Raw genomic sequence first — 26,998 nt, forward strand, 5'->3', positions numbered from 1 at the left:
AAGCGCAAGAGACAAGTCATGGGGTGGAAAACATGCAGGAAGAGCAGCTAGACATATTTGACGAAGCAGGACAGCACATCGGGGTTGAAGCGCGTAGCGAAGTACACCGCTTGGGGCTGTGGCACCAAACCTTTCACTGCTGGATTTACCGTGTAGTAGATGAACAGATCGAATTGTTGTTCCAAAAAAGACATCCACAAAAGGATACTTGTCCGAACTTGCTCGACATTACCTCTGCCGGTCATCTTCTCGCTTCGGAACAGCCATGTGACGGCGTGCGGGAATTGGAGGAGGAGCTGGGCTTGTCCGTGGGCTTTGAGGAATTGGACAAGCTAGGCGTGATTCGTGATGTAACGGTTGCCCCCTCCATCATGGATAAGGAAATGTGCCATACCTTTTTGTATGAATGCGATCAACCCTTACGTGCGTACCGTGTACAGGAAGAAGAAGTCACGGGGCTCTTTTGGGTCAATCTGCAAGAGCTCGAGCGGTTGTTTGCGAACGAAATCGGGCAGATAACGGTGATTGGATTTTTGCTATTGGAAAATGGTGAGCAAAAAGATACAGCGATGATCGCGGCAAAACCTGACTTTGTTCCACATGAAGTGTATTATTACCAGCAGGTGTTTGCAGCAGTGAAACTACGCGCAGCCAATCGATAACCCTGATCGGAAAAACAATGCCTCGCTTGTCATCGACAAGACGAGGTTTTTCGTTGGGCGAGAAAGATTGGCGAAGACACGTTCTCTAATGTGATATACTAAACAATGCTTTTTCACTGCTCGCAATCATGCGTAGATAGAGAGAGGAGATCGAGATGAGACTACAGATTATGATTGCCCTAATGCTCTCGACATTCCTTGCTGCGATGGAAGGAACGATTGTGAGTACAGCCGTACCACGCATTACGAGTGATTTGGCAGGCTTTGAACAGGTGAGCTGGGTATACGCCATCTACATGCTTGCCACTGCCGTATCTGCTCCCATTTACGGCAAGCTGGCTGATTTATTTGGCCGAAAAAACGTATTGTTAATCGGTATCGGTATCTTTTTGTTAGGTTCCACGCTCTGTGGAGTGGCGACGTCGATGTGGCAGCTCATTGTTTTCCGTGCCATTCAAGGCTTGGGTGCAGGTTCAGTCATGCCGATTACGATGACTATCATCGGAGATTTGTACACCGAGCAGACTGCCAGAGCAAAAGCGCAGGGCTGGATTAGTGCTGTATGGGGACTTTCCGGTGTGGCAGGTCCGTTGGTCGGAGGATTTTTGGTCGATACTCTGACGTGGCGTTATATCTTTTTTCTTAACTTGCCTTTTGGCCTCGTATCGTTTTTCATGCTCGTCTTTATGTATAAGGAAAAGCTTGCCGTCAAAGAAAAGCGTCATATCGATTATCCGGGCGCGCTTATTTTTTCGGTCGGGACCATCGCTTTGTTGTATGCCTTGTTAACAGGTAGTCAGAATCAATCCTGGACCAGTCCGGTGACGATTTCCTTGATCGTATTTGCATTGGTGAGCTATCTAATCTTTGTATCAGTGGAAAAGAAATCGCCTGAGCCGCTGATTCCGCTGTCGCTTTTTACCAATCGAAACGTGACCATGATCAATTTGCTGACACTCTTGACCAATGGAATTGTCATCAGCATGGTGGTTTACTTGCCGATCTGGAGCCAGGGAGTCTTGGGAGAAAGTGCGACAATGGCTGGCTTTGTCCTGACACCGATGCCGGTTTGCTGGACGATCGGCTCTATCCTTGCAGGAAACTTGTTAGGCAAGCTGCGAGCTGAACAGTTGTTTGTCGCAGGAACTGCCGTTCTGACGGTAGCGACAACATTGTTGAGCTTCCTGTCCGCTCAGTCAGCGGGATACCTCATTTATGTGGCTGTAGGCTTAATTGGTTTGGGAATGGGACTCATTTCTCCGATCATCATGGTAAAAATTCAATCGTCCGTTGCAGTAGACAAGAGGGGCACAGCGGTTGCCCTCAATACGTTCACGGGTACATTTAGCCAAACCTTCGGGGCAGCTGTATTCGGAATGTTGTTCAACATGGTGACTGTAGCAAGTGGTCATGCGAATTTAGGGGCCTCGTTTGAACACGGATCGATTCCAGTGGCACAGCTGGCACAGATCCGAGACTTGTTGGCTAGTGGTGTTCATGTAGTCTTCACAGGCACCTTAGTGCTTGCGATAGCCAGCTTTGTTCTGACGCTTGTGATCGCAAAAGGAAACCGAGTCAAACAGACACACTAAATTCAAAGACGTCCGCCGAGTGCGGGCGTTTTTCAAATAATTGGTTACAGTTTTCCAAAAAATACAAACTACATATTGCCAGTTGGTACATTCATCGATACTATTTTCCTAGATGCCCAAATTCTTGCGGACAGGAGTGCATGGGACGATGGAGGAGATTCGACCAGTTTCCATTGACGATATCGATGAGGTCGTTAGGATTGCAGCGATGAGCTACCCTGGAAGCAATCTACTGGGTGCAGAGAGCAGACAGCGATTTGCCGAACGGGTAAGGGAGACGATCGAAAACGACCCACATGTCAGCTACCACGGATGCTACCGTGATGGACGACTAGTGGGGATTATGAAATGGTACGATTTTCCTATGAATGTTCATGGTACACCGCTTTTGACTGGCGGGATTGGGCTGGTCGCCGTAGACCTTTTGCATAAAAAGGAAAAAGTGGCCATGTCGATGCTGCGAGGTTTTCTTTCCAGCTATCGGGAGAGGGGAATCTCGCTGGTCTCTCTCTATCCGTTTCGTGTTGATTTTTACAAGCAAATGGGTTTTGGAGTAGGGACCAAGGTTCACCAATACAAGTTCAAGCCGTCCAGCCTGCCGTTTGTAGGCAAGGACAAAATCGTCTATATAGGAAAAGAGGACAAAGAAGAACTGTCTGCTTGCTATCATCGAATCGCACGTGAAACACATGGCATGATTAAGCGAACAGAGCGGGACTGGGACAGACTCCTCGATGTTCCAGAAATGATTGTCGTCGGCTACAAAAAGGAAGGAAGGTTAGAAGGCTATCTCGCTTTCCAATTCCATGGCGCCCATGAAAAAAACAAACTCTTCAACAACATAGAAGTAAGAGAGCTTCAGTATGAGAACCGCGAAGCACTCGCGCAATTGCTCTCTTTCCTTCGTAGTCAAGCCGATCAGATTCAACGGATTGAGTTCACGACGCCGGATGAAGACTTTCACTTGTTGTTATCTGATCCGGGTAATGGAACGGATACAATGTTGTGGAGCATATATCATGAGAGTCATGCATCTGGAGTCGGTCTGATGTATCGGATCATTGATGTGCCGGGATTTTTCCGTCAGCTGTCCCACCACCATTTTGGTTCGGAAACGGTAAATGTGAAGCTGACGATCCGCGATTCGTTTCTGCCTGAGAATGCAGGAACATGGCTCATCAAGTTTATCGATGGTCGTCCGGAACTAGGGGAGGCAGTGGAGCCTGACATTGCGGTGCAGCTAGATATTTCGGATTTTTCTTCACTCGTGATGGGGGTAGTAACTGCCCACAAGCTGTATCAATACGGCCAAATGGAGCTGGATGCTCCAGAAAAGCTTCCGATTTTGGATAGGCTGTTTGGTGTTCCCGAGAAGCCGCGATGTGTGACTACCTTCTAAACAAGAGGATTTGTCACGTTTTTGACACATTTGGTTATCTTATTTTGCTTCCTCCCATATGTTGTTAGTAAATGGGAGGAGGCAGGTTATATGATCTTTCTTACACTGGTTATCTTTTTTGCGTTTCTTTTGATTGTTTGGGTGGTCGTTAGACTCCTCTTCCGGCTGGAAAGGCATGATTCCATCACACATGATGAGAGAGAATTATGGAATCGCTTTCAGGTGAAAGAGCAGGAGATCAAATACCGAAAGCCCAAAAAATAAAAAGAAAGGCGCCAAGGTGACAGGCGCTCTTTCTTTTGCGTATTACCCACTATGAGAAGAGAAAGAAGGAGAAGACAATGCCAGGTAGATCAGAGGGGCATCAACGTGAATTTTTTCGCTTACGTCTAGAATACGCCCTCTGTGCAGACATGACTATTGTGCTGATCAAAGGGAAAACCATGGAGATTGGGAGCACACAGGTATTGATCGAGGATATCGGAGCAGGTGGACTTCGATTTCTCTCTCATCTCAAAATGCCAGCCAATGACCAGCTCGTTCTGCAGTTTGCGACGGAATTGTGCGGACAGGCTCTGAAAATGTACGGCCACGTCGTTCGCACGATTCCGTGGGAAACGGACTATTACGAATACGCCGTACGTTTTACAATGGAAGAGGAACAGCATCTGGAGATCAATCGTATGGTAAACCGCTTGGCGATCCGCTATCGGCAAAACCGGACATCAACAGAGGGGCGTTTCTATAAAGGCGATCGCCTGGTATTTTTAAAAGAGCTGGCCCAAGCAAGTCTTGCGATGCGAGCCAGTGAAGCATAGACAAAGAGGCTTTCTGTTGTGCAAATACACAACAGGGAGCTTTTTTGTTTGACACAAAACAAACGCAGTGATAAGTTATCTATAATAAATCAAACGATTAAAGGTTGTGTTTATATATGAGTCTTCATGAAGCATTTTGGAGCGCTTCCCTTCAAGAATGGAAGCAAGGTTACATCGAACAAGACGAACATTATATGTGTTTGCTCTGTGGGGAACAGGTGGAGAAAGGAATTATTTATCCAGTGGAGGGTGCCCTGTACGAAGCGTCCCGCTTTATGCGCCATCACATCGAGGCTGTGCACGGTTCTGTCTTTACTCACTTGAGCCAGTTGGATAAACGATTGACGGGCTTGTCTGATCATCAGGTTAATTTGCTTCGCCTCTTTTACCAGGGCAAGACAGACGCCGAGGTTCAAAATGAAATGGGGATCGGCAGTGCATCGACGATTCGTAATCACCGCTTTGCACTCAAGGAAAAAGAACGTCAGGCCAAGGTGTTCCTGGTCATGATGGAGTTATTGCATGAAACGGATAAACATCAAACGACCAACGATGCCAAATCAAGCAAGCAAAAGAATACCTCGAAAGATGGCGATGCCGCAGAGTATGCCGCGATCATAAAGAAACTCTTGCCGAATGGACTATCAGGTCGATTAGAACGATTCCCGCGCAAGCACAAGCATAAACTCATCTTACTCGAAGAGATTTCCAAAAAATTTGAGCTCGATCGTTTCTACACGGAGCGGGAAGTGAATGAGATTTTGGAAGGTCTCTACGACGATTATGTGACCTTGCGGAGATATTTAGTCGATGTTGGTTTGATGGATAGACAGGCGGACGGCAGTCAATATTGGCGGATCGCAGTGGAAAATGAAGGAGAGGAACGGGGGGCGCAACAGATGAATCGCAAGCAAGAGCTCAAGCAGATGTACAAGGAAGTAGAAACCGATGCAGGCGTTTATCAAATTAAGAACAAGCAAAATGACAAAGTGTTCATCGCCAGCACGAATAACCTAAAAACGATCAACGGTAGAAAGTTCATGCTTCAGCATGGCTCACATCCTAATCGTGAGCTGCAAAAAGACTGGGATAAATACGGTCCGGACGCTTTTGAAATCGAGGTATTAGAGAAGGTTGAGAAGAAAGACCATCCGTATTTTGATGGAAAGGATGCACTGGAAAAACTCGAAGATAAATGGATGAAAAAGCTGGCGCCATATGGTGATCGAGGCTATCACGTGCAAAAAGATCCGTCCTAGTCTCGTCCATCATCCAACATACGGAAGCGCTCCAAGTGATCCCACAGACCTTCCTTATGCAAAATCTGAATTTGTTTTTCACCAAGTAAATCAAAATGTGGGAAGGGTGCTCGGTTATGAATGTAGACAGGATCGAGCCCGTTGGCAAGGCACCAGTCTGTCAGTAACGAATAATTGGCACAGCCTACTTTTGTAACGGTTTTGATTCCAGGAAACCGTGGGTCCAGCCAATAGTGGGTGAGAAATGCCAATTCGCCTCGACTAACGGCTTGCTTCCAACGGTTCAGTTCGTCTCGTGTAATCCCAAATGCCACTCTTCCTCATCCTTTGCAAAGCGGTCGTGTTTCTCACTCATTAATAGCATGGAATGGTGTAAACGTCAAAAAGACAGTTCTCCCCCGGGGATAGCCGATGGAAACTGTCTTTTTGTGCTTGGTTGCTTACCGAACTCCTGTTGGAAGCTGAGGCGGAATGTAATTCAACTCTTCGTCCGCAGTGATGTAATCGGTGTTGACCATGAGGAGCAAATAGCGTTTGCCGGTTTGCGGATCGCTGATAATGATGTGGTCGCGGCCAGCTGTTTCGAGGACACCACGGAAAATTTTGGCGTTCCATTGGCTATTGTTTTCAAACGTTTGGTACACCGTAATGACTTTGCCTCGATTCAGGCGAAGGATGTTTTCGATGTACGATTCTTCCATCACTTGCCCAGGAGTAATGGGCATTCCAGGAATCAAGGATCCGCTTGGCTGCATCGGAACCAGTTGAGGTTGCTGCTGCTGAATCATCTGCTGCTGTTGCTGAGGCATACCGTATGGATACTGGGCGGATGGGTACATGTCGTAGCCGTATTGTTGTTGAGGGAAACCAGTGTAAGGCATTTGTTGACTCATGATGAACTCGCTCCTTTATCTATCTAATCCTTTTAATAGACGCGTGGACAATCTGCTGGTGTTGGAACGAAGAAGCAGTGTGCCTTATAGCGACCGGAGTTTTGTTGATCCCACCAGGTAGGAGGACAGTTTCCGGCAGGACGGTAGAACCACAATGCGTTGCTCGCGGGGCGGGTTTTCTCTCCATTGACTGCGCGCTGTGCCAGTCGTTTGTCTCTTTCCCTGGCACGTTGATAGAAATACGGCTTCTGGACCGCTTCGAATCCTCCCGGAGATTGATAGACCATGTCACGCATGCTGCGAATGTTTTTGAAGTCAAGGCAGTTCCCTAAAATCCGATTTACCCCAACGTTGCCAACCATCAACATGCCCAACTCACCTTCACCCTCAGCCTCAGCCCGAATCAGTCTGGCAAGCATATCGACATCACTGGAGTTCGCTTTAATGACGGCCATTGCTTCACCTCCTTCCACAAAAATCACAATAACAATATATGGGCGAATAATAGATTGGTGATTGGCCCGATAAATTTTTCATCAAGTTGACGTTTACGTAAACGGCAGTTACAATCATTTTATTCGGTAAATTTAGAATTTTATAAATGTAAGTGAGGGGCGCTGGACATGAGCAGAGAAGGAATACAGAAGGATGAATCGTGGACCATCTCTGATCTCGCTCAACAATTAGACGTAAGCACCCGAACGATTCGGTACTACGAAGAGCTCGGCTTGATTTTCCCCAGTCGGACAGAGAAGGGAAGCAGGTACTACAACCGAAAGGATCGTGCCAGGCTACGACTCATTCTGCGAGGAAAGCGATTCGGATTTTCGTTGGATCAGATTCGCGAGATGATTGAGCTGTTCGACGAGGACCGTACAGGTCGTGCGCAGCTTTTGCGAACGATTGAGTACGGCAACCAAAAGCTGGCTGAGATCGACGAGAAAATCATGGAACTCCGACAACTGAGAGAAGACATTCTCGTCTACAAGCAAAACTTTGAACAAAAATTGCTTGAAGAAAACGAGGAGGAGAAACGATGAATGTATCAGCTCTGCTCGCAGCAAACGGAAGGAAATACCCTGACAAGTCCGCGCTGATTGCAGGAGATGTAGAGGTCAGCTTTTCCCAGTGGGACACACGTTCTACTCAGTGGGCTTGCCATTTGCAAGAGCTTGGCATCGAGCAAGGGGATCGGGTTGTCATGTTGATGCCCAATTGCCCGGAGTTTGCCATTTTTTACGTCGCCGTCATTCGCAGTGGTGCCCTCGTCGTACCGATCAATGCGCGCTCAACCCAAGAAGAAGTACGACATATATGTGAACATGCCGGAGCAAAGGCACTTCTTGTTCACGATGCCCTCGTGCCTATCGTAAATGAGTGGGTCCTGCAAACGTCACAGCTTGTGGCAATTAAAACAGGTGCGAGCCAAGGGAATTGGCATGGAATCGCTGACTGGGATGCCAGTGACGTGTCTTTCGAAAAAATGAATACGCTTTCTTCACAGCCGTATTTGGCGAACATGAACGAAGATAGCGAGGTTAGCATCCTGTATACATCTGGCACGACTGGACGCCCTAAAGGGGTGCTCTATACACATAGAAACTTGTTGACTGTCGCGAAGATGATGTCGATTGAACTGACGGTGACACATCGTTCGCGAATTTTGCATTTGATGCCGCTGAGTCATTCGGCTCCCCTCCATCTCTTTTTCATTGCAGGGCTCATGCTTGGCGCCACCCAGGTAATGGCCCTGACCTTCTCGCCGCAGCTTCTCTTGGATTTGGTGCAGCAGCATCGAATTACGCATTTCTTCGGAGCGCCAGTGGCCTATTTGCTGACGATGAAGCACCCAGAGTTTACGGCGTACGATTTGTCTTCGATCGAATATTGGATGTATGGCGGGGCTCCGCTGTCCAAAGAGATGGCTTCGCTTATGGACGCGATAAACTGGCGTGCGTCTACGGCTTGACGGAGGCAGGGCCGACCGGAATGTGCCTCTTACACCGAGAGCATCCGGACAAAATCGGCAGTATAGGCAATCGTGGTGTATTGTTCGTCGAAATGGAGGTTGTTGACGAGCGAGGAGAGCAATGCGCCAGTGGAGAAGCGGGCGAAATTCGCTTGCGCGGAGAAGGGACAATGAAAAGATACTATAACAATCCGGAGGCGACAGCAGAAACTATAAGGGATGGTTGGGTGTACACAGGCGATATTGCACGCGTGGATGAGGATGGATTTCTGTGGATGATTGATCGCAAAAAAGACGTGATGATTACGGGCGGGGTAAACGTCTACCCCAAGGAAATCGAGCAATTGTTAGAGCGTCATCCGTCGATTGGTGAGGTAGCTGTTGTAGGTTTGCCGCATCCTGAGTGGGGTGAGACGGTTACGGCCTATGTGGTACTGAAACCAGGAGTCGATACCAATCGAGAGTGGCTAAAAGAAATCCAAGGCTCTTTGCGTGGTCATCTCGCCGATTACAAGCTCCCGCGACAGGTGAATATCGTTCCTTCATTGCCGCGGAACACGAGCGGAAAAGTCCTGAAGCATGTACTACGTGATGTCAGTTCCCAAAAGGAAGTGGAACTGCGATGAGTGATTTGCAAACGAGCATTGATCAGCGAACATACAGCGATAACATCCCGCACCCGCGTACGCCACAGGCACAAAACTTTTTCAAAGCAGATCCTAACCTCGATTACTTGCTACAACGCTATCTCCCTGCTTCCATGCATGAATGGGCCAGACAGCAGTTGAGCTGGCTAGGGGCGCAAGTGGCAGGCCCCATCGATGAGCGTGCCGCCTATACAGACAGAGAAGGCAAGCCGAGATTGCGCAAGTACAATCGGCTGGGTGAGGATATTTCTGAGATCATTACCAATGAAGGCTACAAGGAAACAGTAGCAGAAGTTTACGGAGCAGGCATCGTCAGCTACTTATATCAAGACATTCCTGAGTTGGGGAGAAAAGCGCCGTACAGCTATTCCTTTTTCATGGGCTATCTCGTGAGTCAGTCTGAGCCGGGTTTCTATTGCCCTGTCACCTTGTCGATGTCAGCCGCTTATTTGATTGATCGTTACGGCAGCGAAGAACAGAAGGAGCAGTACCTGACAGGACTGACCTCTCGCGATCGTACTCGCTTGTATGAAGGAGCTACTTGGCTGACAGAGAGACAGGGCGGTTCGGATGTCGGTGCGAATTTGACTGTAGCAGAGCCAGTAGCAGACCGGCCGGGTGTGTACCGATTGACAGGAGAAAAGTTTTTTGCGAGCAATGCTGGCGCATTTGTTGCCACTGTTTTGGCGAGAATCGATGAAGAGAAAACGGGGACAAAAGGGCTCGGACTGTTTTTGGTGCCTTGGATAAAGCCTGACAACGAACGCAATCACATTCAGGTCCGCCGCCTAAAAGATAAGCTGGGCGTTAACGCCGTACCATCTGCGGAGATACTGTTGAACGGGGCAGAGGGCTATTTGATCGGGGAGCCGGAGAACGGCTTCAAGTACATGGCAGAAGCACTGAACCTCTCTCGCATTTGCAACGCGATTGCTTCGATTGGGATCATGCGTCGAGCTTTTTATGAAGCGAGGTATTATGCCGAGCAACGTCGTGCATTCGGGAAGCCAATCGATCAGTACCCGATGGTAAAAGAAATGCTGGTGAGCCTCTTATTGGATACGGAGGTGAGCACGGGTGCGGTGTTTGATATGATTGCTGTTTATGATCGCTTGCAGTCTAATTCCGCTAGCAAAGAGGATAACGCGCTTGCTCGCCTGCTGATTCCTTTGCTGAAATACCGCACAGGGGAAGAGGCTGTCGAATCGACCCATACCGCAATTGAAATTCATGGCGGTAACGGTTATATCGAGGAGTACGTGACGCCGCGTCTATTGCGTGATGCGCAAGTTTTGACCGTATGGGAAGGCACCTCGAATATACTCGCACTCGATATTTTGCGTGTGATGCAAAAAGAAAACAGCCACGAAGTGTATTGCAGATTGCTTCGGGAGCGTATAGCTGGCTGGAAGCATGCCTTTTCGCAGCCGTATGCCGAGTTGATTCGGACAGAACTGGCCATCCTGGAGGAGAATATCGCCTATCTCATGCAACAGACCCACGATTATTTAACGTATAAATTAAAAACGCTCGCGGATCATATGGTAGATTTGTACACCTTATCATGCATCGTCAGTGAAGCAGAGGATCAGGTGACCGGGGAGGGAAATGCGCGAAAATACATTTTGGCAAAGCTGTATGCCGAAAAGCATTTCCATTCACAAGAAAAACGGGGGATTCAAGCCGATTCTTTGCTGGATGTACAGTTCTTTACCCAACTGATGGAGTATCAGTCTGTCAGCGTAGAAGAGTGGACCCAACAGTCCGCTATTGTTCCGACCCGATAATCAAAAAGCGCCTTTAGACCACTTGTTGAGGTGGCGAAGGCGCTTTTGATTTTTACGCATACCGCTTGCGGCGCATACTCCAAATGAACCAGATCGCAGCAACCCCTGTTGCGACCGCCAGCAGAGTGATCTCAAAGTATTCATCGATCAGAACCTTGGCGTGTTTTCCATATAAATAAAACAAGGTGCCAATCAAATAAAACTTCAATCCCCGCCCGATGATCGCATAAAACATGAGCTTGGTCAGCGAGTAATTGAATACGCCGGAGAGCACAGTGAAAACCTTGAAAGGAATGGGGGTAAAAGCTCCGATCAGTACGGCAGCATCCCCGTTTTTTGCGAATTTTTCCGTCGCTACGATCACCCATTTTTCAGGGAGAAGCTTGTGCAAAAGTGGTTTTCCTAGCCATCTCCCCAACAAAAATCCGATGGGAGCGCCGAGGACGGAAGCAGTAAAGGCTACTGTTGCAAACTGAATCGCTGAGCCTGGATCGAGCAGACTCATCGCAATTTGCATAAAAAACGGAGGAATCGGACTAATAAATGAGTCCAAAAATGCCATGGCAACAAGTCCCCACATCCCATATTGCATGAATAGCTGTGTGATATGTTCGAGCATGAGCATCTCCTTAGAAGGTTTTTTCTATTGTAGCTATCCTATGCCAGTTTGTCCAAAGAAAGACCACAACTGAAGGTGGATGTCGAGAGGGAAATTAAGGAAATGGGACGATTGGCCCATCAATCGGTTTCCAAAATATCCCGAAGATAAGTTGGTATGGAAGTCATTACGAAAGGGATATCTTTTACATGAAAATGCCATTATCAATCAAAGTTATTCAAGGGTTAATGCTGTTGCAAGTCATCGTATTGGGGGGACTATATTTTGTGGTTTCACAGGTAGATCCGATGAACTTGAATCACTGGGCCAGTAAAATGGTTTTCAGCGTTGTGACTATGCCAGAAGATATGTTAGATCAAAGCTATGTGTTAGGAAGAATGCAAGGAAGATTAATGCTTCCGCTGATCATCACGACTTTATTGTTCATCTTCATACAGATGAGGTTTCTCAAGTCGGCGATTGTCTGCATAAGTCTGGCGATTTTACTGGATATAAGCAACGGAGCTTTCTTGATTGCAATCGTGTATGTAACTCTTCTTTTGGTTGTGACCCACAACAAACAATCGAAGGCATATTTTAATCGGAATCATCATCAAGTTATCCAAACGGTTTCAAAATGAGTGGTCCAATGAGCTTATCCTAGGTCGAATATTGATATTGAAGTCCTTGTTTTTTCATTGACGCTAGGAAAGATTATCCACTAAAATGTAGGGAAACAGGACAAACATCATGGGAGGAACCAATGAAAACATTGGGTTCGGGAAAAGTCGTTTTCTATGCGCCAAACGGGACTAACTTGCAATTGTCAGGGGAAATTGACGTACGTGGTGATCGGGTATCCATAACAGAAATCATTTATTTTAATGGCCAACCAAACGGAGCACGCGAAACGAATTTGCCACTCGCGCAAACGGTGATTTACTGGGAGCCAGAAGTATACGAACAGATCGGATATGAAGAACAATAAGAATAATGGCGATTCCAAGCCCTGTCTCTAGCAGGGTTTTTTCGCGTATGGCAGCGAATCTGCCAGCACCTCGGGCTATAGCCGATGTCCCGGTATTGTGATATGATGTGGGATGGAATTTACGTATGGTACAAGGAGTGATCCTTATGATCGATTCTATATTGGAACGTGCTCTCGCAGGTGAACGTCTGGGTCTTGAAGATGGTCTGGCTTTGTTTGCGAGCAATGAAATCGAAAAGATCGGACATTACGCCAATCTGGTCATGCAAAAGCATCATCCAGAACCGATTGCGACTTTTGTTATTAGCCGCAACGTCAATTACACGAACGTATGTGACACCTATTGCCGATTTTGTGCTTTTTATCGAGCGCCAGGCTCTTCGGAAGGATACGTTCTACCCAGAGAGACTATTTTCGAAAAAATTCAAGAGACCGTAGACGTAGGCGGTACGGAAATCTTGATGCAAGGCGGTACCAATCCGGATCTGAAGCTGGATTATTACACCGACCTGTTGCGCGCGATCAAGCAGCGCTTCCCGCAGATTACGATGCACTCTCTGTCTGTAGCGGAAGTGATGAAAATCGCGGAAGTTTCCAACATGTCTGTCGAGGAAGTGCTGAAAGAGCTGAAGGCAGCGGGTCTCGATTCCTTGCCAGGAGCGGGTGGCGAAATCCTCGACGATCGTACACGTCGGAAGATTTCCCGATTGAAAGGCTCTTGGACTGAATGGATTGACACCCAAAAAGCCGCACACCGTGCAGGGTTGCCTGGTACTGCTACCATGGTAATCGGTTTTGGGGAAGAGATGGAGGAGCGCGTACTGTCCCTTTTGCGCATTCGTGATGCCCAAGATGAGACAGGCGGATTCAAAGCGTTCATCGTCTGGACATTCCAACCGGACAACACCAATATGAAGGCAGTCAACAACACGCCAGAGGAATACTTGAAAACACTGGCAATCAGCCGCCTCATGCTGGATAATATTGAAAACTTCCAATCTTCTTGGGTGACGATGGGCCCACATTACGGTCAGCTTTCCCTCTCTTACGGAGCGAATGATTTCGGCCAAACGATGATGGAAGAAAACGTGGTTTCCGCAGCGGCATGTACGTACAAGGTCAACACGAACCAAATTTTGGAGCTCATTCGCGGCGCAGGCAAAATCCCTGCACAGCGCAACACAAAGTATGACATTCTGCGCGTTTTCAAAGACGGAGAGATGTCAGAACGTGATTTTGTCATGCAAAACTAAATAACCTCCAAACGCTTCTCTGCCCCCTCCCAACAAAGGGAAACCGGCAGGGGAGCGTTTTTTGGTTTTTTATTCAGGAATTTTTTACCTGCAACCTTCCCTGAGTTTCCAACCGTTTAAAAGTATATCGCTCCTGACGGGACATATACTGTAACTACAATGGCGGTTGGGGGGATGGTTATGCAGACGTTTCGCGTATTGCTGGAGAATGTCCCTGAGCATTGTGACACGTATCGGGCTATCGTAAATGAGATGACGGAGCGGGTCAACACTGCACCGGTGCGCATTACATACAGGGAGCAAGAAGAGAATGGATACCTCTTGTTCTACTTTCAAAGCTGGTGTGAGACTGAGTATGACGCGCAGACCATCGAGTGGGCGAGAGCCTTCGTTGCTCTTACATTAGCCGAATGGGTCATTCAGGTGAAGGAACCGAAAATTATGGAAGAAATGGCCGATGACTTACTCGCTGCCGAACAGATGGAGAACGAGTGGGCAGAGATTTTTCCTTATATTCAACGCATGTGCCAAGAAGTCGAGCTTGATGGTAGGGAACTGTTAACAGCTACGACACGCAAGGCAAACGTATATCGCAAAGTTTTCACGTATCTGGAGTGGGAGAGAACGATCAACGTCTTGGGCTTCGTTCGGTTTCGACTGCAGGAGCATTGGAACGAGCTATTCGAGCTCGTGGAAACTGGCATTGATGAATATCTGGAAGACAAGCAATACCAAGAGTTTGTCGAGTTGTTGCGCTATTTCATCGCTGTACAGGAAACGAAGCAGGAAGTCGTTCATGTCGTTCCTAGTGTGGACAAACCTTTCCATCTTTATGACAAAAAAGGGGATCGTCTTTGGCTTGAACAGTTGGATACCGTTCTGAACATGGATGAACAAAAATGCAGGGACGAGGATTATTTGGTCAGTGCTTTGGTTACACTGGCTCCTGAGAGTATCGTGCTCCATATGGCTTCGGAAAAGCCTGGGCTTGCACAGACGATCCGCAGTATTTTTGACAGTCGGCTCGTTACTTGCCACTCTTGTTCGCTTTGCCTATCCGAGCGACGTGTACTTGACGGGAATAATCCCTCTAAACTATAATAGCAACAACAACTTTACATCGCTTATAAATACGATGAGAAGGACACGGACAATAGTAAGGACGCTCTAGAGAGGCGGGCCACAGGCTGGAAGCTCGCTGCGAACTGTTATTGATCTACCACCTTCGAGTAGCTGCCGGGAACGAAGCGTAGGCTTTTACTATCGGTATGCCGGTTAAATACCGTTACATGGAATGAGGAGTCTGTTTTTGTGAACAGACTTGAAGTAGGGTGGTACCGCGAGAACACACTCGTCCCTTTTTGGGATGAGTGTTTTTTTATTTTCTCAACCAAACAAGATACAGGAAGGAAGAATCCGCAGTGGCACAAATTCATGTTACTTTCCCAGATGGAGCCGTTCGTCAATACGACGCTGGGATTACTATCGAAGACATCGCAGGCTCCATTAGCTCTAGCCTGAAGAAAAAGGCAGTAGCTGGTAAAAAAGACGGCAAGGTTGTCGATCTGTACACAGAACTCACAGATGACGCAGCGATTGAAATCGTTACCCTCGATTCTGCTGACGGGTTGGAAGTATACCGCCACAGTACAGCTCACTTGCTCGCTCAAGCGGTAAAACGCATTTACGGCGCTGAAGTGAAATTCGGAATCGGTCCTGTAATCGAAGATGGCTTTTACTACGACATGGATATTCCGGTCTCCCTTTCCCCAGAGGATTTGGGCAAAATCGAAGCGGAAATGGAAAAAATCGTGAAGGAAGACCTGCCGATTCGCCGCAAAGTCGTAAGCCGCGAAGAAGCAACTACGATTTTCCAAGAACTGAACGATCACCTGAAGTTGGAGCTGATTCGCGACCTGCCAGAGGATGCGACTATCACGCTGTATGAGCAAGGCGAATTTTTCGACCTCTGTCGTGGTCCGCACTTGCCGTCTACTGGCTTCATCAAAGCATTCAAGCTGATGAGCGTAGCAGGTGCATACTGGCGCGGTAAAGCAGAAAACCAAGTTCTGCAACGCGTATACGGTACAGCTTGGCCGAAAAAAGCAGACATGGATGAATATCTGCACTTCATCGAAGAAGCGAAAAAGCGCGATCACCGCAAATTGGGTAAAGAACTGGGACTGTTCATGTTCTCCGAGGAAGCGCCAGGCATGCCGTTCTACCTGCCAAAAGGCTTCACTGTTCGCAACGAGCTGGAGCAATTCTCCCGCCGTCTGCAACAATTGGCACAATACACAGAAGTTCGCTCTCCGTTCCTCATGAACGAGCGTCTCTGGAAAGAATCCGGTCACTGGGATCACTACAAAGAGAACATGTACTTCTCTGAAGTAGACAACGCGACTTACGCCTTGAAGCCAATGAACTGCCCGGGTCACATGCTGATCTATAAAAACGAGATGCACTCCTACCGCGACCTGCCGATCCGTTACTCCGAGTTCGGGCAAGTTCACCGCCATGAGTACTCCGGGGCATTGAACGGAATGCTGCGGGTGCGCACCTTCTGCCAGGATGACGCGCACGTATTTGTCCGTCCTGATCAGATCGCGAGCGAAATCAAAGGCATGATCACTTTGATTGACAGCATCTACAAGGTATTTGGCTTCGAATACAGTGTGGCTCTGTCCACTCGTCCGGAAGATTCCATGGGCTCTGATGAGCTGTGGGAAGCAGCAGAAAGCTCTCTGAAAACAGTGTTGGATGAGCTCGGTATGGCCTATGAAATCAAAGACGGAGACGGTGCGTTCTACGGACCGAAGATCGATTTCCAAATTACCGACGCGCTGAAACGCCGTCACCAATGCGGAACGATCCAGTTGGACTTCCAAATGCCTGAGAAATTCGACCTGACTTATGTTGGTCAAGACAACGAGAAGCATCGTCCAGTTGTCTTGCACCGTGCGATGTACGGCTCCATGGAGCGCTTCATTGGTATCCTGATCGAGCACTACGCAGGTGCATTCCCGATTTGGCTGACTCCAATTCAAGCACGCATCATGAACATCAGCGAAGTGCACATGCCATACGCAGAACAAGTAAGAGAAAAGCTGCAACAAGCTGGCATTCGCGTAGAGTTGGATGGCCGCAATGAGAAAATCGGCTACAAAATCCGTGAAGCACAAGTTGAAAAAATCCCTTACATGCTGGTCATTGGTGAAAAAGAGGTGGCTGACGGTACATTGTCCGTCCGCAAACGCGGAGTGGGCGATGAAGGCGCGATGACAGTGGATGCGTTTGTAGAGAAAATCCGCGCTGAAATCAATGAAATGAAGTAATAGCGTATAGGAGTAGAGCCGCCCTGAAGTTTCGGGCGGCTTTTTTCATTATACGTTTACTTGGAAAAAAGAACGGGAAAAGGATGTAGGGTAATTATAGATATGGACATCAAGAAGAACTGCGGGGGATACGTATGCGGGTAAGCATCAAACAAAGACTGATAGCAGCATTTCTTGCCATTATTTTAATCCCGATTGGAGTGATTAGCTCATTTGTCTATGTCAAAATGGAGGAGCGAATCCAGACTTATTTTATTGAATCCACGACAAAAGAAGTGGCTCAAGTAGACAATGCGATTAACTTGCATTTCGACTCGATTCGTGAAAACGTAAACCTGATAGCAGGCAGTCCCTTATTAAAAAGTGCAGATAACACCATTACGACGTATATGGACAAACCAACCAAAACCAAGCATACGCCCCTGCAAAATGGCGGAGTAGAGGCGGCCATTTTTCAAGATTTCCTGCGATTTGTCGATTCTCATCCGAATACTGCATTTATTTATTTAGCGACCAAGTACGGAGGATACATACAGTGGCCGACAGATGATGTCATTCCGAATTACGATCCGCGTACAAGGGATTGGTACAAAAACCCAATGGGAAATCCCGGAAAAGTGATCACGACAGATCCGTATCTCTATTTGGGCGATAACAGTCTCGTGATCAGTAACGTGACGATGCTTGCGGATGACAAGGGTGAACCACTGGGCGTTGTTGGACTGGATGTGAATTTAAAAGGGCTAACCGATATTTTGAAAGACATTAAGATCGGCAAAACGGGTTATCTCATGCTGGTTGGCAAAGACGGAACGATTTTGGCTAATCCCAAGAACCCCGAGCTCAATTCGAAGAACCTGAAAGATACGCAAATTCCTGAATTGGCTGCTATCGCAGAGAATACCGCAAGCAGCTTTTCGGTCACGATGAACGATACCGAGTATTTGGCTAACGTCTTTACTTCAGAAAAAACTGGCTGGAAATATATTTCGTTTATTGAAAAAGCTGAGCTCTCTGCTGAAGCCAATCAAATCGGTTTCATCATCGGGGCATTGAGCCTTTTGTTTGCTTTATTAGCGGTTATCGCTTCCGTTCTTTTCTCGCACAAATTCACCAAGCCATTGCTTGCTATCGTTGACCAGATTGCGCAGATCGGACGTGGTGACTTTACCGGTGAATTGCCCAAAAACCTTTTGGAAAGAAAAGACGAAATCGGCATGCTTGGTCAGAGCATTCAGGTGATGCAAGTATCCATCCAAGGACTCATTCGGGAAGTCCAAAAAGCGGTTAACACCCTCTCTACTTCGTCAGACAACATATCGGTTCGCTTGGCAGACAATGTAGACACTACGAACAAGATTTCTACCACGATACAGGAAGTAGCGAGCGGGGCGCAAAATCAGCTCAGAGGTGCGGAAGAATCCGCAAGAGCGATGGAAGAAATGTCGATCGGTATCCAACGCGTGGCGGAAACAACCTCCATCATCTCCGAATCATCTACATGTACGGCGGATGAAGCGCAGCTAGGAAACCAGTCCATCCAAAAAGCTATCCAGCAAATGGACTCCATCCGTGGCTCTGTGGAACATTCCGTATCCGTCGTCAAGCAATTGGGTGAGCGATCCAAAGAAATTGTGCAAATCATTGACGTGATTACAGGAATTGCTTCCCAAACGAATCTGCTTGCTCTCAATGCAGCCATCGAAGCTGCCCGTGCGGGAGAGCATGGACGAGGTTTTGCTGTCGTAGCAAATGAAGTAAGAAAACTCGCTGAACAATCGGATGAGTCTGCTCGGCAAATCGCCAACCTCATTCAGGAGATCCAAACAGATACGACCATGGCGGTCAACTCGATGGATTCTGTCAATCAAGATGTTCAGGATGGATTGTCTACTGTACTGGAGTCAGGGGAAGCCTTCCGACGCATCTTACAAGAAATTCGACAAATAACGGATCAAATTCAGGAGGTATCTGCTGTCTCTGAGCAAATGTCTGCCGGATCGGAACAAGTAGCAGCATCTGTGGACGAGACTGCCCAAATTGCAAGGATTTCAGCGCACAATGCTGAAAATCTGGCTGCTTCCTCCAATGGTCAATTGGCCACTATGGAAGAGTTTGCCGTTTCATTTGAATCCTTGAATCAGATGGCTCGTGAACTGGAAAGAATGATCAGTAAGTTTAAAATATAAGAATGCATAACGGAAAGAGTACGAATGTCGGGAGGTATTCGTACTCTTTTTTTGCAAAAGTAGTCCCATTTATGACACAATGTGCTGTTTGCGTTTGAAAATTTGGCTATTTCGATTTATGATTATAGACTGGTACTAAGTCGAAATGCGATATGATAGTAATGATGAAGGGGAAAATTCGTCCTATATAGATAAAAGGAGAGTGAACATCTATGTCAGAAAAAGTGCTTGATTTGCGGAACCGTCCTCTCCGAGATTTACGAATATCTGTCACCGATAAATGTAATTTTCGTTGTCGTTATTGCATGCCTGCCGAAATTTTTGGACCGGATTTTGAGTTTTTGCCGCAAAGTAAGTTGCTGACCTTTGAGGAAATTACCCGTTTGACCCAGATCTTTACTTCACTTGGGGTTGGGAAAATCCGCATTACCGGCGGAGAGCCATTAATGCGCAGAAATCTGCCTGAGTTGATTCGAATGATACGTGAAGTAGAAGGCGTTCAAGATATTGCCATGACGACTAACGGTTCTCTCTTGTCCCGCCATGCGCAAGCACTAAAAGAAGCGGGTCTGGATCGGGTGACGGTCAGCCTGGACAGCTTGGATAATGAGCGCTTTGGGGTGTTGAACGGAAGAGGCTATCAGGTAGATGCCGTGCTGGAAGGGATTCGCGCAGCGGCAGATGCCGGGCTTTCGATCAAGATCAACATGGTGGTACAACGCGGAGTCAATGATCAAGATATTTTGCCGATGGCACGGTACTTCCGTGAGCAGGGGCACACCCTTCGATTTATTGAATTCATGGATGTGGGAAACAGTAACGGGTGGCGGCTGGATCAAGTCGTTCCTTCCCGTGAAATTGTGCGCATGATCCATACAGAGATGCCGTTGGTAGCGACTGAAGCGAACTACTATGGAGAGGTGGCTTCTCGCTATCGCTATGAGGGATCGGACCAGGAGATCGGGTTGATCTCATCGGTTACCCAAGCTTTTTGCTCCACTTGTACGCGAGCTCGCTTGTCAGCAGAAGGGAAATTGTACAACTGTCTCTTTGCTTCATCTGGAGATGATTTGCGCGAACCAGTCCGCGATGGACGCACGGATGAAGAGATTCGCGAGCTGATACGTGCAATCTGGGAGCGGCGTGACGTGCGCTACTCGGAGGAACGACTAAGTGAAACGCCTGGTCTCGCCCAGCGTGAAAAGGTCGAAATGTCCCATATCGGGGGATAATTAGGTATGAGCCTTGACAAAACCCAAGCTACCTTGTAATATAAATTGCGTGTATAAACACTTCATACTTCGAGAACAAGCAGAGGCGCCCAGCTTCTCACCTGGGTCGACGTCGTATACGACTGTTGACAGGTAACTCTTACGCAAAGATCCTCGGATCTGATGAAATTGCTTAGGTGAGATATGTGCGGGCGCAGAATGCGTTCGCACATTTTTGTTCCTTCTCGAAATTGACGGGGGTGGCAAGTATTAGCAAGGATCAAATGTTAATTAACGAAGCGATCCGTGCCCGTGAAGTCCGTTTAATCGGTGCTGACGGGAGCCAATTGGGAGTCGTACCTTTTAGGGAAGCATTGCGCATTGCCCAGGAAGCTGAATTGGATCTGGTAAACGTTGCTCCTACAGCCAAGCCGCCTGTATGCCGTATCATGGACTATGGAAAGTTCAAATACGAGCAGGCGAAAAAGGAAAAAGAAGCACGAAAAAACCAGAAGATCATCGAGCTGAAAGAAGTGCGTTTTTCTTCTAACATCGAGGAACACGATTTTCAAACAAAGCTTCGCAACGTCCGCAAGTTCTTGGAGGATCAACACAAGGTGAAGTGTACGATCCGTTTCCGTGGACGTGAAATCACCCACTCCGAAATTGGACTAGGCGTTATGGAACGTGTAGCTGCCCAGTGTGAAGATCTCGCTACGCCTGAGCGCAAGCCGAAGATCGAGGGCCGCAGCATGATCATGATTCTGGCTCCGAAAGCGGAAAAGTAAGATAGTAGTTTAGACAGGAGGATTTTTCAGATGCCTAAAATGAAAACCAACAAGGCTGCTGCGAAACGTTTCAAAAAGACTGGAAGCGGCCAATTGAAGCGCGACCGCGCATTTGGTAGCCACTTGTTCGCTAACAAAACGACTAAAGCAAAACGCCACCTGCGTAAAGCTGCACTCGTTTCCAAAGGCGATCAAAAACGCATTGAGCAAATGCTCACTTACCTGTAAGTTATTTTTTATTACACACCATTACGCAGCATGAGCTCCCTAAGCGCCTAGCAGTAGGCCGCCATGCTGGAAAGACCAGGAGGAGTTTAGTATGCCAAGAGTAAAAGGTGGCATTGTTACACGCCGTCGTCATAAGAAAATCCTGAAGCTGGCGAAAGGATACTTCGGTTCCAAACATCGCCTGTTTAAATCCGCTAATGCGCAGGTAATGAAATCCCTGCTGTATGCATACCGTGACCGTCGTCAAAAGAAACGTGATTTCCGCAAACTGTGGATCACTCGTATCAACGCGCAAGCTCGCATGAACGGTCTGTCCTACAGCCGTTTGATGCACGGCCTGAAAGTTGCTGGCATCGAAGTTAACCGCAAAATGCTGGCTGACTTGGCTGTTAACGACAAAGCTGCGTTCAACGAACTGGCAACAGTTGCAAAAAGCAAACTGAACGCTTAATTTTTGAATAGAAGAGCCGATCTTTCCGATTGAGGGAAGGGCGGCTTTTTTGTTGTGGTCTAGATGGTGGTAGAAATCAGAACGTAGATAGGGAAATTTGAGTCAAAGAAAAAACAACCGAAAACACATTCGGTTGTTTTTTCTATTTTTATTCAACAAATGATTCGCTGTCGAATGGCGTCCGCCACACCTTGTGCGCGATTTTGCACACCGAGCTTTTTTAAGGCGGACTTGATGTAATCCTGCACGGTAAACTCACTAATTCCCATCCAGTCCGCCATCTCCTTAACGCTTTCGCCCCATGAAATCCGCTGCATGACTTCGACTTCTCGGCGTGAGAGCTTGACGGTTTTAGGGCGATGGGAGTCGGTTGCCAATACTTTGCCCAGCATCAGACAGTATGCGCTCAAAGATTGTACCAATTGTTGGTTGATGCCAGAACAGCCATCCTGATGCCAGGAGATACCGGCGTAGCCGAGTACGTTAGGCCCGTAGCTGATAGGGAGAATGAGCGCATAAGGGGCGCCGTACACTAAATTGGGCGGGAATTGACGGATTGCTTCAGAATCTAGCAGTACGGCTCTCTGTTCACGGATCGCATGCTGGATAAGGGGCATGTTGCGCATGTCCACCCGTATATCGCGGATGGAGCATAACTCTTGGTCAAGGATCGACCATAGTCCCTCACCCATTTGACTGAGCGTCGAGTAATTGCACAGAATGGCTCCCATGAAAGGAAAGAGATCCACGAAGCCACGTACAGCAAGCACCAGTTTCTCCTCGTAAAATGCCGTTTCTTCGATTCGATCGATGTACATGTTCAGCTCTGGACTGACCATGGAGTGATTGCCACCTCCATTTGAGTGATGAACACCCCCTGATTTTTGGGGATATGAACGATCGTTCAGCTTGACCTATAATCAACCTATAGCGCCTTCATTTTATCAAATGGCTGATCTGAGCGTAAAGAATGGAATTGGTATAAATTAACAATATCATGACTTCTTTCATTCATTCGAAATAGAAGGCGTATGAGAAAAAAGAAAGGTTGGATGGGGATGAGGAATGGTTTTGTTTCGACCAGCCAAAAAGGATTGAATCAGGAGCTGCTACCGTACCAATTGTATCAAAAAGCGAAGAGATACGGCATTTGGAACCCGCAGGACATTGATTTTACGCAAGACCGCGAAGATTACGCGAATATGAATCTGGAGCAGAAGGAAGAAACTTTGGGACGGATTGCTGGTTTTCTGGGTGGGGAAGAGGCAGTCACCCTTGATCTTTTGCCTTTGATCATGGTTATTGCTGAGGAAGGGCGATTGGAGGAAGAAATGTATTTGACGACCTTCCTCTTTGAAGAGGCCAAGCACACAGAGTTTTTCCGGTTGGTTCTCGACAACATCGGCGAGTCAGGAGACTTGCATCATTTTCACGATGATGTGTACAAGCGAATTTTCCATGAGATCTTGCCAAATGCCCTCAATCGTCTGCTGACAGATAAATCCCCAGAAGCCATCGCAGAGGCTTCTACTGTCTACAACATGTTTGTGGAAGGCGTGCTCGCAGAGACAGGCTACTATGCGTTTTACGAAGCACTCAGCAAAACGGGGCTCATGCCTGGTTTAATGCAAGGAATTGGGTATTTGAAGACAGACGAATCGCGGCACATTAGCTACGGAACATTTCTGCTGCAGCGATTGATCTGTGAGCATCCCCATATTTACGATGTCATTGCCAAAAAGATGGATGAGTTGGCTCCAATGGCAAGTCATCTGTACGACTGGATGGATGACCTACAAGGGGTGAGTGCATTCGGAGTGAAGGTCGCTGATTTGCAGCAGTTTGCGAAAAAGCAATTGAGTGTACGCATGGAGGTACTTGCCCGAGCAAAAGGGCAGACGATGGAAGAACTGTATAAGCATACAAGAACAATGATCGATGTGTAAGAAAAAAGCGATCGAACGTATTCGACGGCGAAAGCATCCACAACGGGTGCTTTTTTTCATGCCTATAGATCCACTTTGACTTGGATTGGGGCATCGATAAATGGTTGACCAACAACTTCGAAAGTGGTTGTCTGTATTGACGGCTGGTTCTGAGGCTGCCCGAACTCGGCTTATTCGTTTTGAGGCGAGTCGTTGCTTACAGAACTGGGCCCTGGTCCTAAAGCAGAATCCGCCCGAGGTCTGAGCAAAAAACAACCTCCCGTCCGTGTTATATAGCTTGGCTGATCCCTTAAAATAAGGCCATAAGAGGAAAACATTGGATAGGGAGAGAGATCAAAATGAGAAAACAAAAGTGGATGATGATGGGAATTACAGCAGTTGTTTGTTCAGCGATGTTCGTGCCAGGGGCGTTTGCCAAAGACAAAGATGACTCATATTCCGTGACGTCTTCTATCTTCGCGCCTGGTCCGTACTCGGCTCCAGTAGTCCAGAAAACAGATGCGGTAGCAGGCAAGCAAACAGCAGGAAGTGCGTTTACTTTCGCTCCAATTGTAAACGAAAAAGAAGAAAACTAATGGGCTTCAAGCATCCGTACAGGATGCTTTTTGTTTGGAATAAAATGGATGTAATCCTTAAGTCTGAGCAAAAAACAATCTTTCGTCCGTGTCGAGCAGACTCCCCAATGCCATACAATAAAAAGCGTACAGGAAAACATTGGATAGGGAGAGAGACATAGATGAGAAAACAAAAATGGATGATGATGGGTGTAACAGCGATAGTCTGTTCAGCGATGTTCGTGCCAGGAGCGTTTGCGAAAGACAAGGATGATTCTTACTCGGTGCCGCCTTCCTTCGTAAGCCCTGGTTCATATGCGATACCAACCGTTCAAACGGTTCAAGTAACCGATGCCAAAAAGACGCAACAAATCGGCCCTTCGTTTATTTTCGCCCCGGCTGTAAACGAAAAAGATGAAAAATAAAGCAGCAGAAAGCTGTCAGACCCTGTCTGGCGGCTTTTTTTTGTGAAAAACGCCTCGACGTTTTTCATAAAAGTGGATGTGACCGTTTGGTTTGGGCGAGTTGGATATAGGTGGACGATGCGCCACTTCCAGTCACTAGGCATATGATGGTGGGTGAATCCTAGCAAGAGAGGAGCTTCGCTGATGAGCAATCGCCAGAAAATGGCGGATGAGGAAATACAGGAATGGGCAAGCCGACTGGAAGGTCAAGCGCCGCAGGACGTGCTTGTGAACGCCGTGGAAAACTATGCAGCCAGTCTAATCCTAGCTGCCAGCTTTGGCGCAGAAGATGTCATGTTAATCGACATGCTGCACAAATTGGCTCCCACTATTCCTGTATTTTACCTCGATACCAACATTCATTTTGCTGAAACGTATGATACGCGTGACAAGCTGCAAGCCAGATACGGCACGACATTTATTCAAGTGCAGCCACAGTTGACGTTAGCCGAGCAGGCAGAAAAACACGGAGACAAACTGTGGGAGAGGGAACCGAATCTTTGCTGCGAGATTCGGAAGGTAGAGCCGCTAAAGCGCGTCCTGTCCAACTATCAGGCGTGGATTACGGGCATTCGCCGCGAGCAATCACCTACCCGAGCAAATACCAAAAAAGTGGAGTGGGACGAAAAATTCAACCTGGTAAAATTCAATCCGCTAGCAGATTGGACGGAGGCCCAGGTGTGGGAATATATCCATGCGCATGATGTCCCTTACAATCCATTGCACGACCGAAACTATCCAAGCATTGGCTGCCGAGTATGCACGCGCGCTGTCATGCCTGGCCAAGATTCTCGGTCGGGACGGTGGGCTGGCTTCGAAAAGACCGAATGCGGTCTGCACAAATGAACAGTGCAGGAGGGAAAGATGTGAAGCAAATCATCTTGCCGCACGGGATCAAAAAGGCCATTATCGTGGACAAATGGACCCTGTCGGACATCGAATGTCTTGCTATCGGAGCATTTTCGCCGCTGGCTGGATTCATGGAAGAGGCGGATTACCACACGGTCGTGGAAACGATGCGTCTAGCCAATGGAACGGTTTGGCCGTTGCCAGTGACATTGGCTGTCGATGCAGATGAGCACGACGATCTTGTACCCGGCGACAGTATTCTGTTACGTGGGGAAGATGGAGTGGACTATGCGATTTTGCAGGTGAAAAGCTGCTTTGTGCCAGATAAAATGCGTGAGGCAGAGCTCGTTTTTCGCACGGTGGATCTCGCTCACCCTGGTGTGAAAAAGCTGTTTGAAAAGCCAAACCTATACGTGGGTGGGCCTGTAGAAATACTGCAAAAGCCTAAGCCTGAGCGCTTCTCTGATTTGTATTTGACGCCGGCAGAAACGAGAGAAAGATTTCGAGAAAATGGCTGGCAAACGGTGGTTGGTTTCCAAACGCGTAATCCCGTTCACCGGGCGCATGAATATATTCAAAAGGCGGCATTAGAGATTGTCGATGGTCTTTTTCTCAACCCATTGATGGGGGAAACGAAATCAGACGATGTTCCTGCACAAGTACGAATGAAAAGCTATCTCGCCCTTCTCGAAAATTACTATCCGCACAACCGTGTATTGCTCGGCGCTTTTCCGGCTGCCATGCGATATGCAGGTCCGCGTGAAGCGGTCTTCCACGCATTGGTACGAAAAAATTACGGTTGTACACACTTTATCGTCGGCCGCGATCACGCAGGGGTAGGTGATTACTACGGCACGTATGATGCGCAACACATCTTTTCCGAGTTTGTCCCAGGTGAGCTCGGTATCCAGCTGCTCTTTTTTGAGCACAGCTTTTACTGCAAGGCATGCCAAGGGATGGCAACGACCAAAACGTGCCCGCATGACAAAGAATCTCATATGACCTTATCGGGAACAAAAGTGAGGGAAATGTTGAGAAACGGGATCACGCCACCTCTGGAATTTACACGTCCGGAAGTCGCAACGATTTTGATAGAGGGATTGAAATCCCCGCAATAA

At 47.6% G+C, this 26,998-nt stretch carries 28 protein-coding genes, 1 pseudogene and 1 other annotated feature; of the genes and pseudogenes, 24 read left to right on the plus strand and 5 right to left on the minus strand.

Annotated features, from left to right (window positions below; all coding sequences use genetic code 11):
- Positions 1-32: 32 nt before the first annotated feature.
- The 6 genes from HP398_RS08270 (at position 33) to HP398_RS08295 (ending at position 5,730) form a co-directional block, all read left to right on the plus strand.
- A complete protein-coding gene (locus HP398_RS08270) occupies positions 33-662 on the plus strand; it encodes an NUDIX hydrolase (RefSeq protein WP_173622537.1) in 630 nt (209 codons plus the stop codon).
- Positions 663-817: 155 nt separating this feature from the next.
- The gene (locus HP398_RS08275) at positions 818-2,254 is read left to right on the plus strand and encodes an MDR family MFS transporter (RefSeq protein ID WP_069845612.1); all 1,437 of its coding nucleotides are present in this window, start codon (positions 818-820) and stop codon (positions 2,252-2,254) included.
- 148 nt (positions 2,255-2,402) lie between these two features.
- Positions 2,403-3,653 carry a GNAT family N-acetyltransferase gene (locus HP398_RS08280; protein ID WP_173622360.1) on the plus strand — a complete coding sequence of 417 codons (1,251 nt, stop codon included), beginning with the start codon at positions 2,403-2,405 and terminating at the stop codon, positions 3,651-3,653.
- 90 nt (positions 3,654-3,743) lie between these two features.
- Positions 3,744-3,917, plus strand: a complete 174-nt coding sequence (locus HP398_RS08285) for a hypothetical protein (RefSeq protein ID WP_017251014.1) — start codon at positions 3,744-3,746, stop codon at positions 3,915-3,917.
- Between the two features lie 77 nt (positions 3,918-3,994).
- Positions 3,995-4,471, plus strand: coding sequence for a PilZ domain-containing protein (locus tag HP398_RS08290; RefSeq protein WP_017251015.1), 477 nt, complete (start codon positions 3,995-3,997; stop codon positions 4,469-4,471).
- Positions 4,472-4,587: 116 nt separating this feature from the next.
- Entirely contained in the window at positions 4,588-5,730 is a 1,143-nt protein-coding gene (locus HP398_RS08295; RefSeq protein WP_173622361.1) for a DUF2087 domain-containing protein, read from the plus strand.
- Here the strand turns inward: HP398_RS08295 and HP398_RS08300 are convergent.
- From HP398_RS08300 to HP398_RS08310, 3 genes are all read right to left on the minus strand, one after another.
- On the minus strand, positions 5,727-6,044 hold the full coding sequence (locus tag HP398_RS08300) for a hypothetical protein (RefSeq protein ID WP_017251017.1): 318 nt from the start codon (positions 6,042-6,044) through the stop codon (positions 5,727-5,729). The genes HP398_RS08295 and HP398_RS08300 overlap by 4 nt on opposite strands.
- Before the next feature lie 126 nt (positions 6,045-6,170).
- Positions 6,171-6,623, minus strand: a complete 453-nt coding sequence (gerQ, locus tag HP398_RS08305; RefSeq protein ID WP_017251018.1) for a spore coat protein GerQ — start codon at positions 6,621-6,623, stop codon at positions 6,171-6,173.
- 32 nt (positions 6,624-6,655) lie between these two features.
- Positions 6,656-7,078, minus strand: coding sequence for a cell wall hydrolase (locus tag HP398_RS08310; protein WP_017251019.1), 423 nt, complete (start codon positions 7,076-7,078; stop codon positions 6,656-6,658).
- 168 nt (positions 7,079-7,246) lie between these two features.
- Between HP398_RS08310 and HP398_RS08315 the strand changes: the two genes are divergently transcribed.
- From HP398_RS08315 to HP398_RS08325, 3 genes and pseudogenes are all read left to right on the plus strand, one after another.
- Entirely contained in the window at positions 7,247-7,663 is a 417-nt protein-coding gene (locus HP398_RS08315) for a MerR family transcriptional regulator (RefSeq protein ID WP_069845597.1), read from the plus strand.
- Positions 7,660-9,218 (plus strand): annotated as a pseudogene (locus tag HP398_RS08320) (class I adenylate-forming enzyme family protein). The gene HP398_RS08315 and the pseudogene HP398_RS08320 overlap by 4 nt, the downstream one beginning before the upstream one ends.
- Positions 9,215-11,026, plus strand: a complete 1,812-nt coding sequence (locus HP398_RS08325; protein WP_173622362.1) for an acyl-CoA dehydrogenase family protein — start codon at positions 9,215-9,217, stop codon at positions 11,024-11,026. The pseudogene HP398_RS08320 and the gene HP398_RS08325 overlap by 4 nt, the downstream one beginning before the upstream one ends.
- A 52-nt stretch (positions 11,027-11,078) precedes the next feature.
- On the opposite strand, the gene HP398_RS08330 is transcribed toward HP398_RS08325, so the two are convergent.
- Complete coding sequence (locus HP398_RS08330; RefSeq protein WP_017251023.1) at positions 11,079-11,645, minus strand: YqaA family protein; 567 nt, start codon at positions 11,643-11,645, stop codon at positions 11,079-11,081.
- Positions 11,646-11,833: 188 nt separating this feature from the next.
- On the opposite strand from HP398_RS08330, the gene HP398_RS08335 reads away from it, so the two are divergent.
- The 10 genes from HP398_RS08335 to rplT all read left to right on the plus strand — a co-directional run bounded on the left by HP398_RS08335 (position 11,834) and on the right by rplT (position 22,067).
- On the plus strand, positions 11,834-12,265 hold the full coding sequence (locus tag HP398_RS08335; protein ID WP_173622363.1) for a hypothetical protein: 432 nt from the start codon (positions 11,834-11,836) through the stop codon (positions 12,263-12,265).
- 122 nt (positions 12,266-12,387) lie between these two features.
- Complete coding sequence (locus HP398_RS08340) at positions 12,388-12,612, plus strand: hypothetical protein (RefSeq protein WP_007728577.1); 225 nt, start codon at positions 12,388-12,390, stop codon at positions 12,610-12,612.
- Between the two features lie 146 nt (positions 12,613-12,758).
- The gene (gene mqnC, locus HP398_RS08345) at positions 12,759-13,865 is read left to right on the plus strand and encodes a cyclic dehypoxanthinyl futalosine synthase (RefSeq protein WP_173622364.1); all 1,107 of its coding nucleotides are present in this window, start codon (positions 12,759-12,761) and stop codon (positions 13,863-13,865) included.
- Between the two features lie 180 nt (positions 13,866-14,045).
- Positions 14,046-14,966 (plus strand): putative sporulation protein YtxC, encoded by a 921-nt coding sequence (gene ytxC, locus HP398_RS08350; RefSeq protein ID WP_173622365.1) that lies wholly within the window; start codon positions 14,046-14,048, stop codon positions 14,964-14,966.
- Positions 14,967-14,991: 25 nt separating this feature from the next.
- Positions 14,992-15,227, plus strand: a binding site (T-box leader).
- Positions 15,228-15,286: 59 nt separating this feature from the next.
- Positions 15,287-17,200, plus strand: a complete 1,914-nt coding sequence (thrS, locus tag HP398_RS08355; protein WP_017251027.1) for a threonine--tRNA ligase — start codon at positions 15,287-15,289, stop codon at positions 17,198-17,200.
- Between the two features lie 134 nt (positions 17,201-17,334).
- On the plus strand, positions 17,335-19,389 hold the full coding sequence (locus HP398_RS08360) for a methyl-accepting chemotaxis protein (protein ID WP_173622366.1): 2,055 nt from the start codon (positions 17,335-17,337) through the stop codon (positions 19,387-19,389).
- Positions 19,390-19,601: 212 nt separating this feature from the next.
- Positions 19,602-20,621, plus strand: coding sequence for a GTP 3',8-cyclase MoaA (gene moaA / locus HP398_RS08365; RefSeq protein WP_017251029.1), 1,020 nt, complete (start codon positions 19,602-19,604; stop codon positions 20,619-20,621).
- 263 nt (positions 20,622-20,884) lie between these two features.
- Complete coding sequence (gene infC, locus HP398_RS08370; RefSeq protein ID WP_035291699.1) at positions 20,885-21,388, plus strand: translation initiation factor IF-3; 504 nt, start codon at positions 20,885-20,887, stop codon at positions 21,386-21,388.
- A 30-nt stretch (positions 21,389-21,418) separates the two neighbouring features.
- Entirely contained in the window at positions 21,419-21,616 is a 198-nt protein-coding gene (rpmI, locus tag HP398_RS08375; protein WP_017251031.1) for a 50S ribosomal protein L35, read from the plus strand.
- A 91-nt stretch (positions 21,617-21,707) separates the two neighbouring features.
- Positions 21,708-22,067 carry a 50S ribosomal protein L20 gene (gene rplT, locus HP398_RS08380; protein ID WP_007728568.1) on the plus strand — a complete coding sequence of 120 codons (360 nt, stop codon included), beginning with the start codon at positions 21,708-21,710 and terminating at the stop codon, positions 22,065-22,067.
- A gap of 152 nt (positions 22,068-22,219) precedes the next feature.
- Here rplT and HP398_RS08385 read toward each other — a convergent pair whose 3' ends face one another.
- Positions 22,220-22,906 carry a helix-turn-helix transcriptional regulator gene (locus tag HP398_RS08385; protein WP_017251032.1) on the minus strand — a complete coding sequence of 229 codons (687 nt, stop codon included), beginning with the start codon at positions 22,904-22,906 and terminating at the stop codon, positions 22,220-22,222.
- Between the two features lie 213 nt (positions 22,907-23,119).
- Between HP398_RS08385 and HP398_RS08390 the strand changes: the two genes are divergently transcribed.
- The 5 genes from HP398_RS08390 (at position 23,120) to sat (ending at position 26,998) form a co-directional block, all read left to right on the plus strand.
- Positions 23,120-24,013, plus strand: a complete 894-nt coding sequence (locus tag HP398_RS08390; RefSeq protein WP_256436327.1) for a R2-like ligand-binding oxidase — start codon at positions 23,120-23,122, stop codon at positions 24,011-24,013.
- Positions 24,014-24,351: 338 nt separating this feature from the next.
- The gene (locus HP398_RS08395; protein ID WP_017251034.1) at positions 24,352-24,588 is read left to right on the plus strand and encodes a hypothetical protein; all 237 of its coding nucleotides are present in this window, start codon (positions 24,352-24,354) and stop codon (positions 24,586-24,588) included.
- Between the two features lie 161 nt (positions 24,589-24,749).
- On the plus strand, positions 24,750-24,992 hold the full coding sequence (locus HP398_RS08400; RefSeq protein ID WP_173622367.1) for a hypothetical protein: 243 nt from the start codon (positions 24,750-24,752) through the stop codon (positions 24,990-24,992).
- Between the two features lie 183 nt (positions 24,993-25,175).
- The gene (locus HP398_RS08405) at positions 25,176-25,877 is read left to right on the plus strand and encodes a phosphoadenylyl-sulfate reductase (RefSeq protein WP_173622368.1); all 702 of its coding nucleotides are present in this window, start codon (positions 25,176-25,178) and stop codon (positions 25,875-25,877) included.
- Positions 25,859-26,998, plus strand: coding sequence for a sulfate adenylyltransferase (sat, locus tag HP398_RS08410; RefSeq protein WP_173622369.1), 1,140 nt, complete (start codon positions 25,859-25,861; stop codon positions 26,996-26,998). Before HP398_RS08405 ends, sat begins: the two co-directional genes overlap by 19 nt.

Origin of the sequence: Brevibacillus sp. HB1.4B, assembly GCF_013284285.1 — a bacterium.
GTDB lineage: Bacteria > Bacillota > Bacilli > Brevibacillales > Brevibacillaceae > Brevibacillus > Brevibacillus porteri.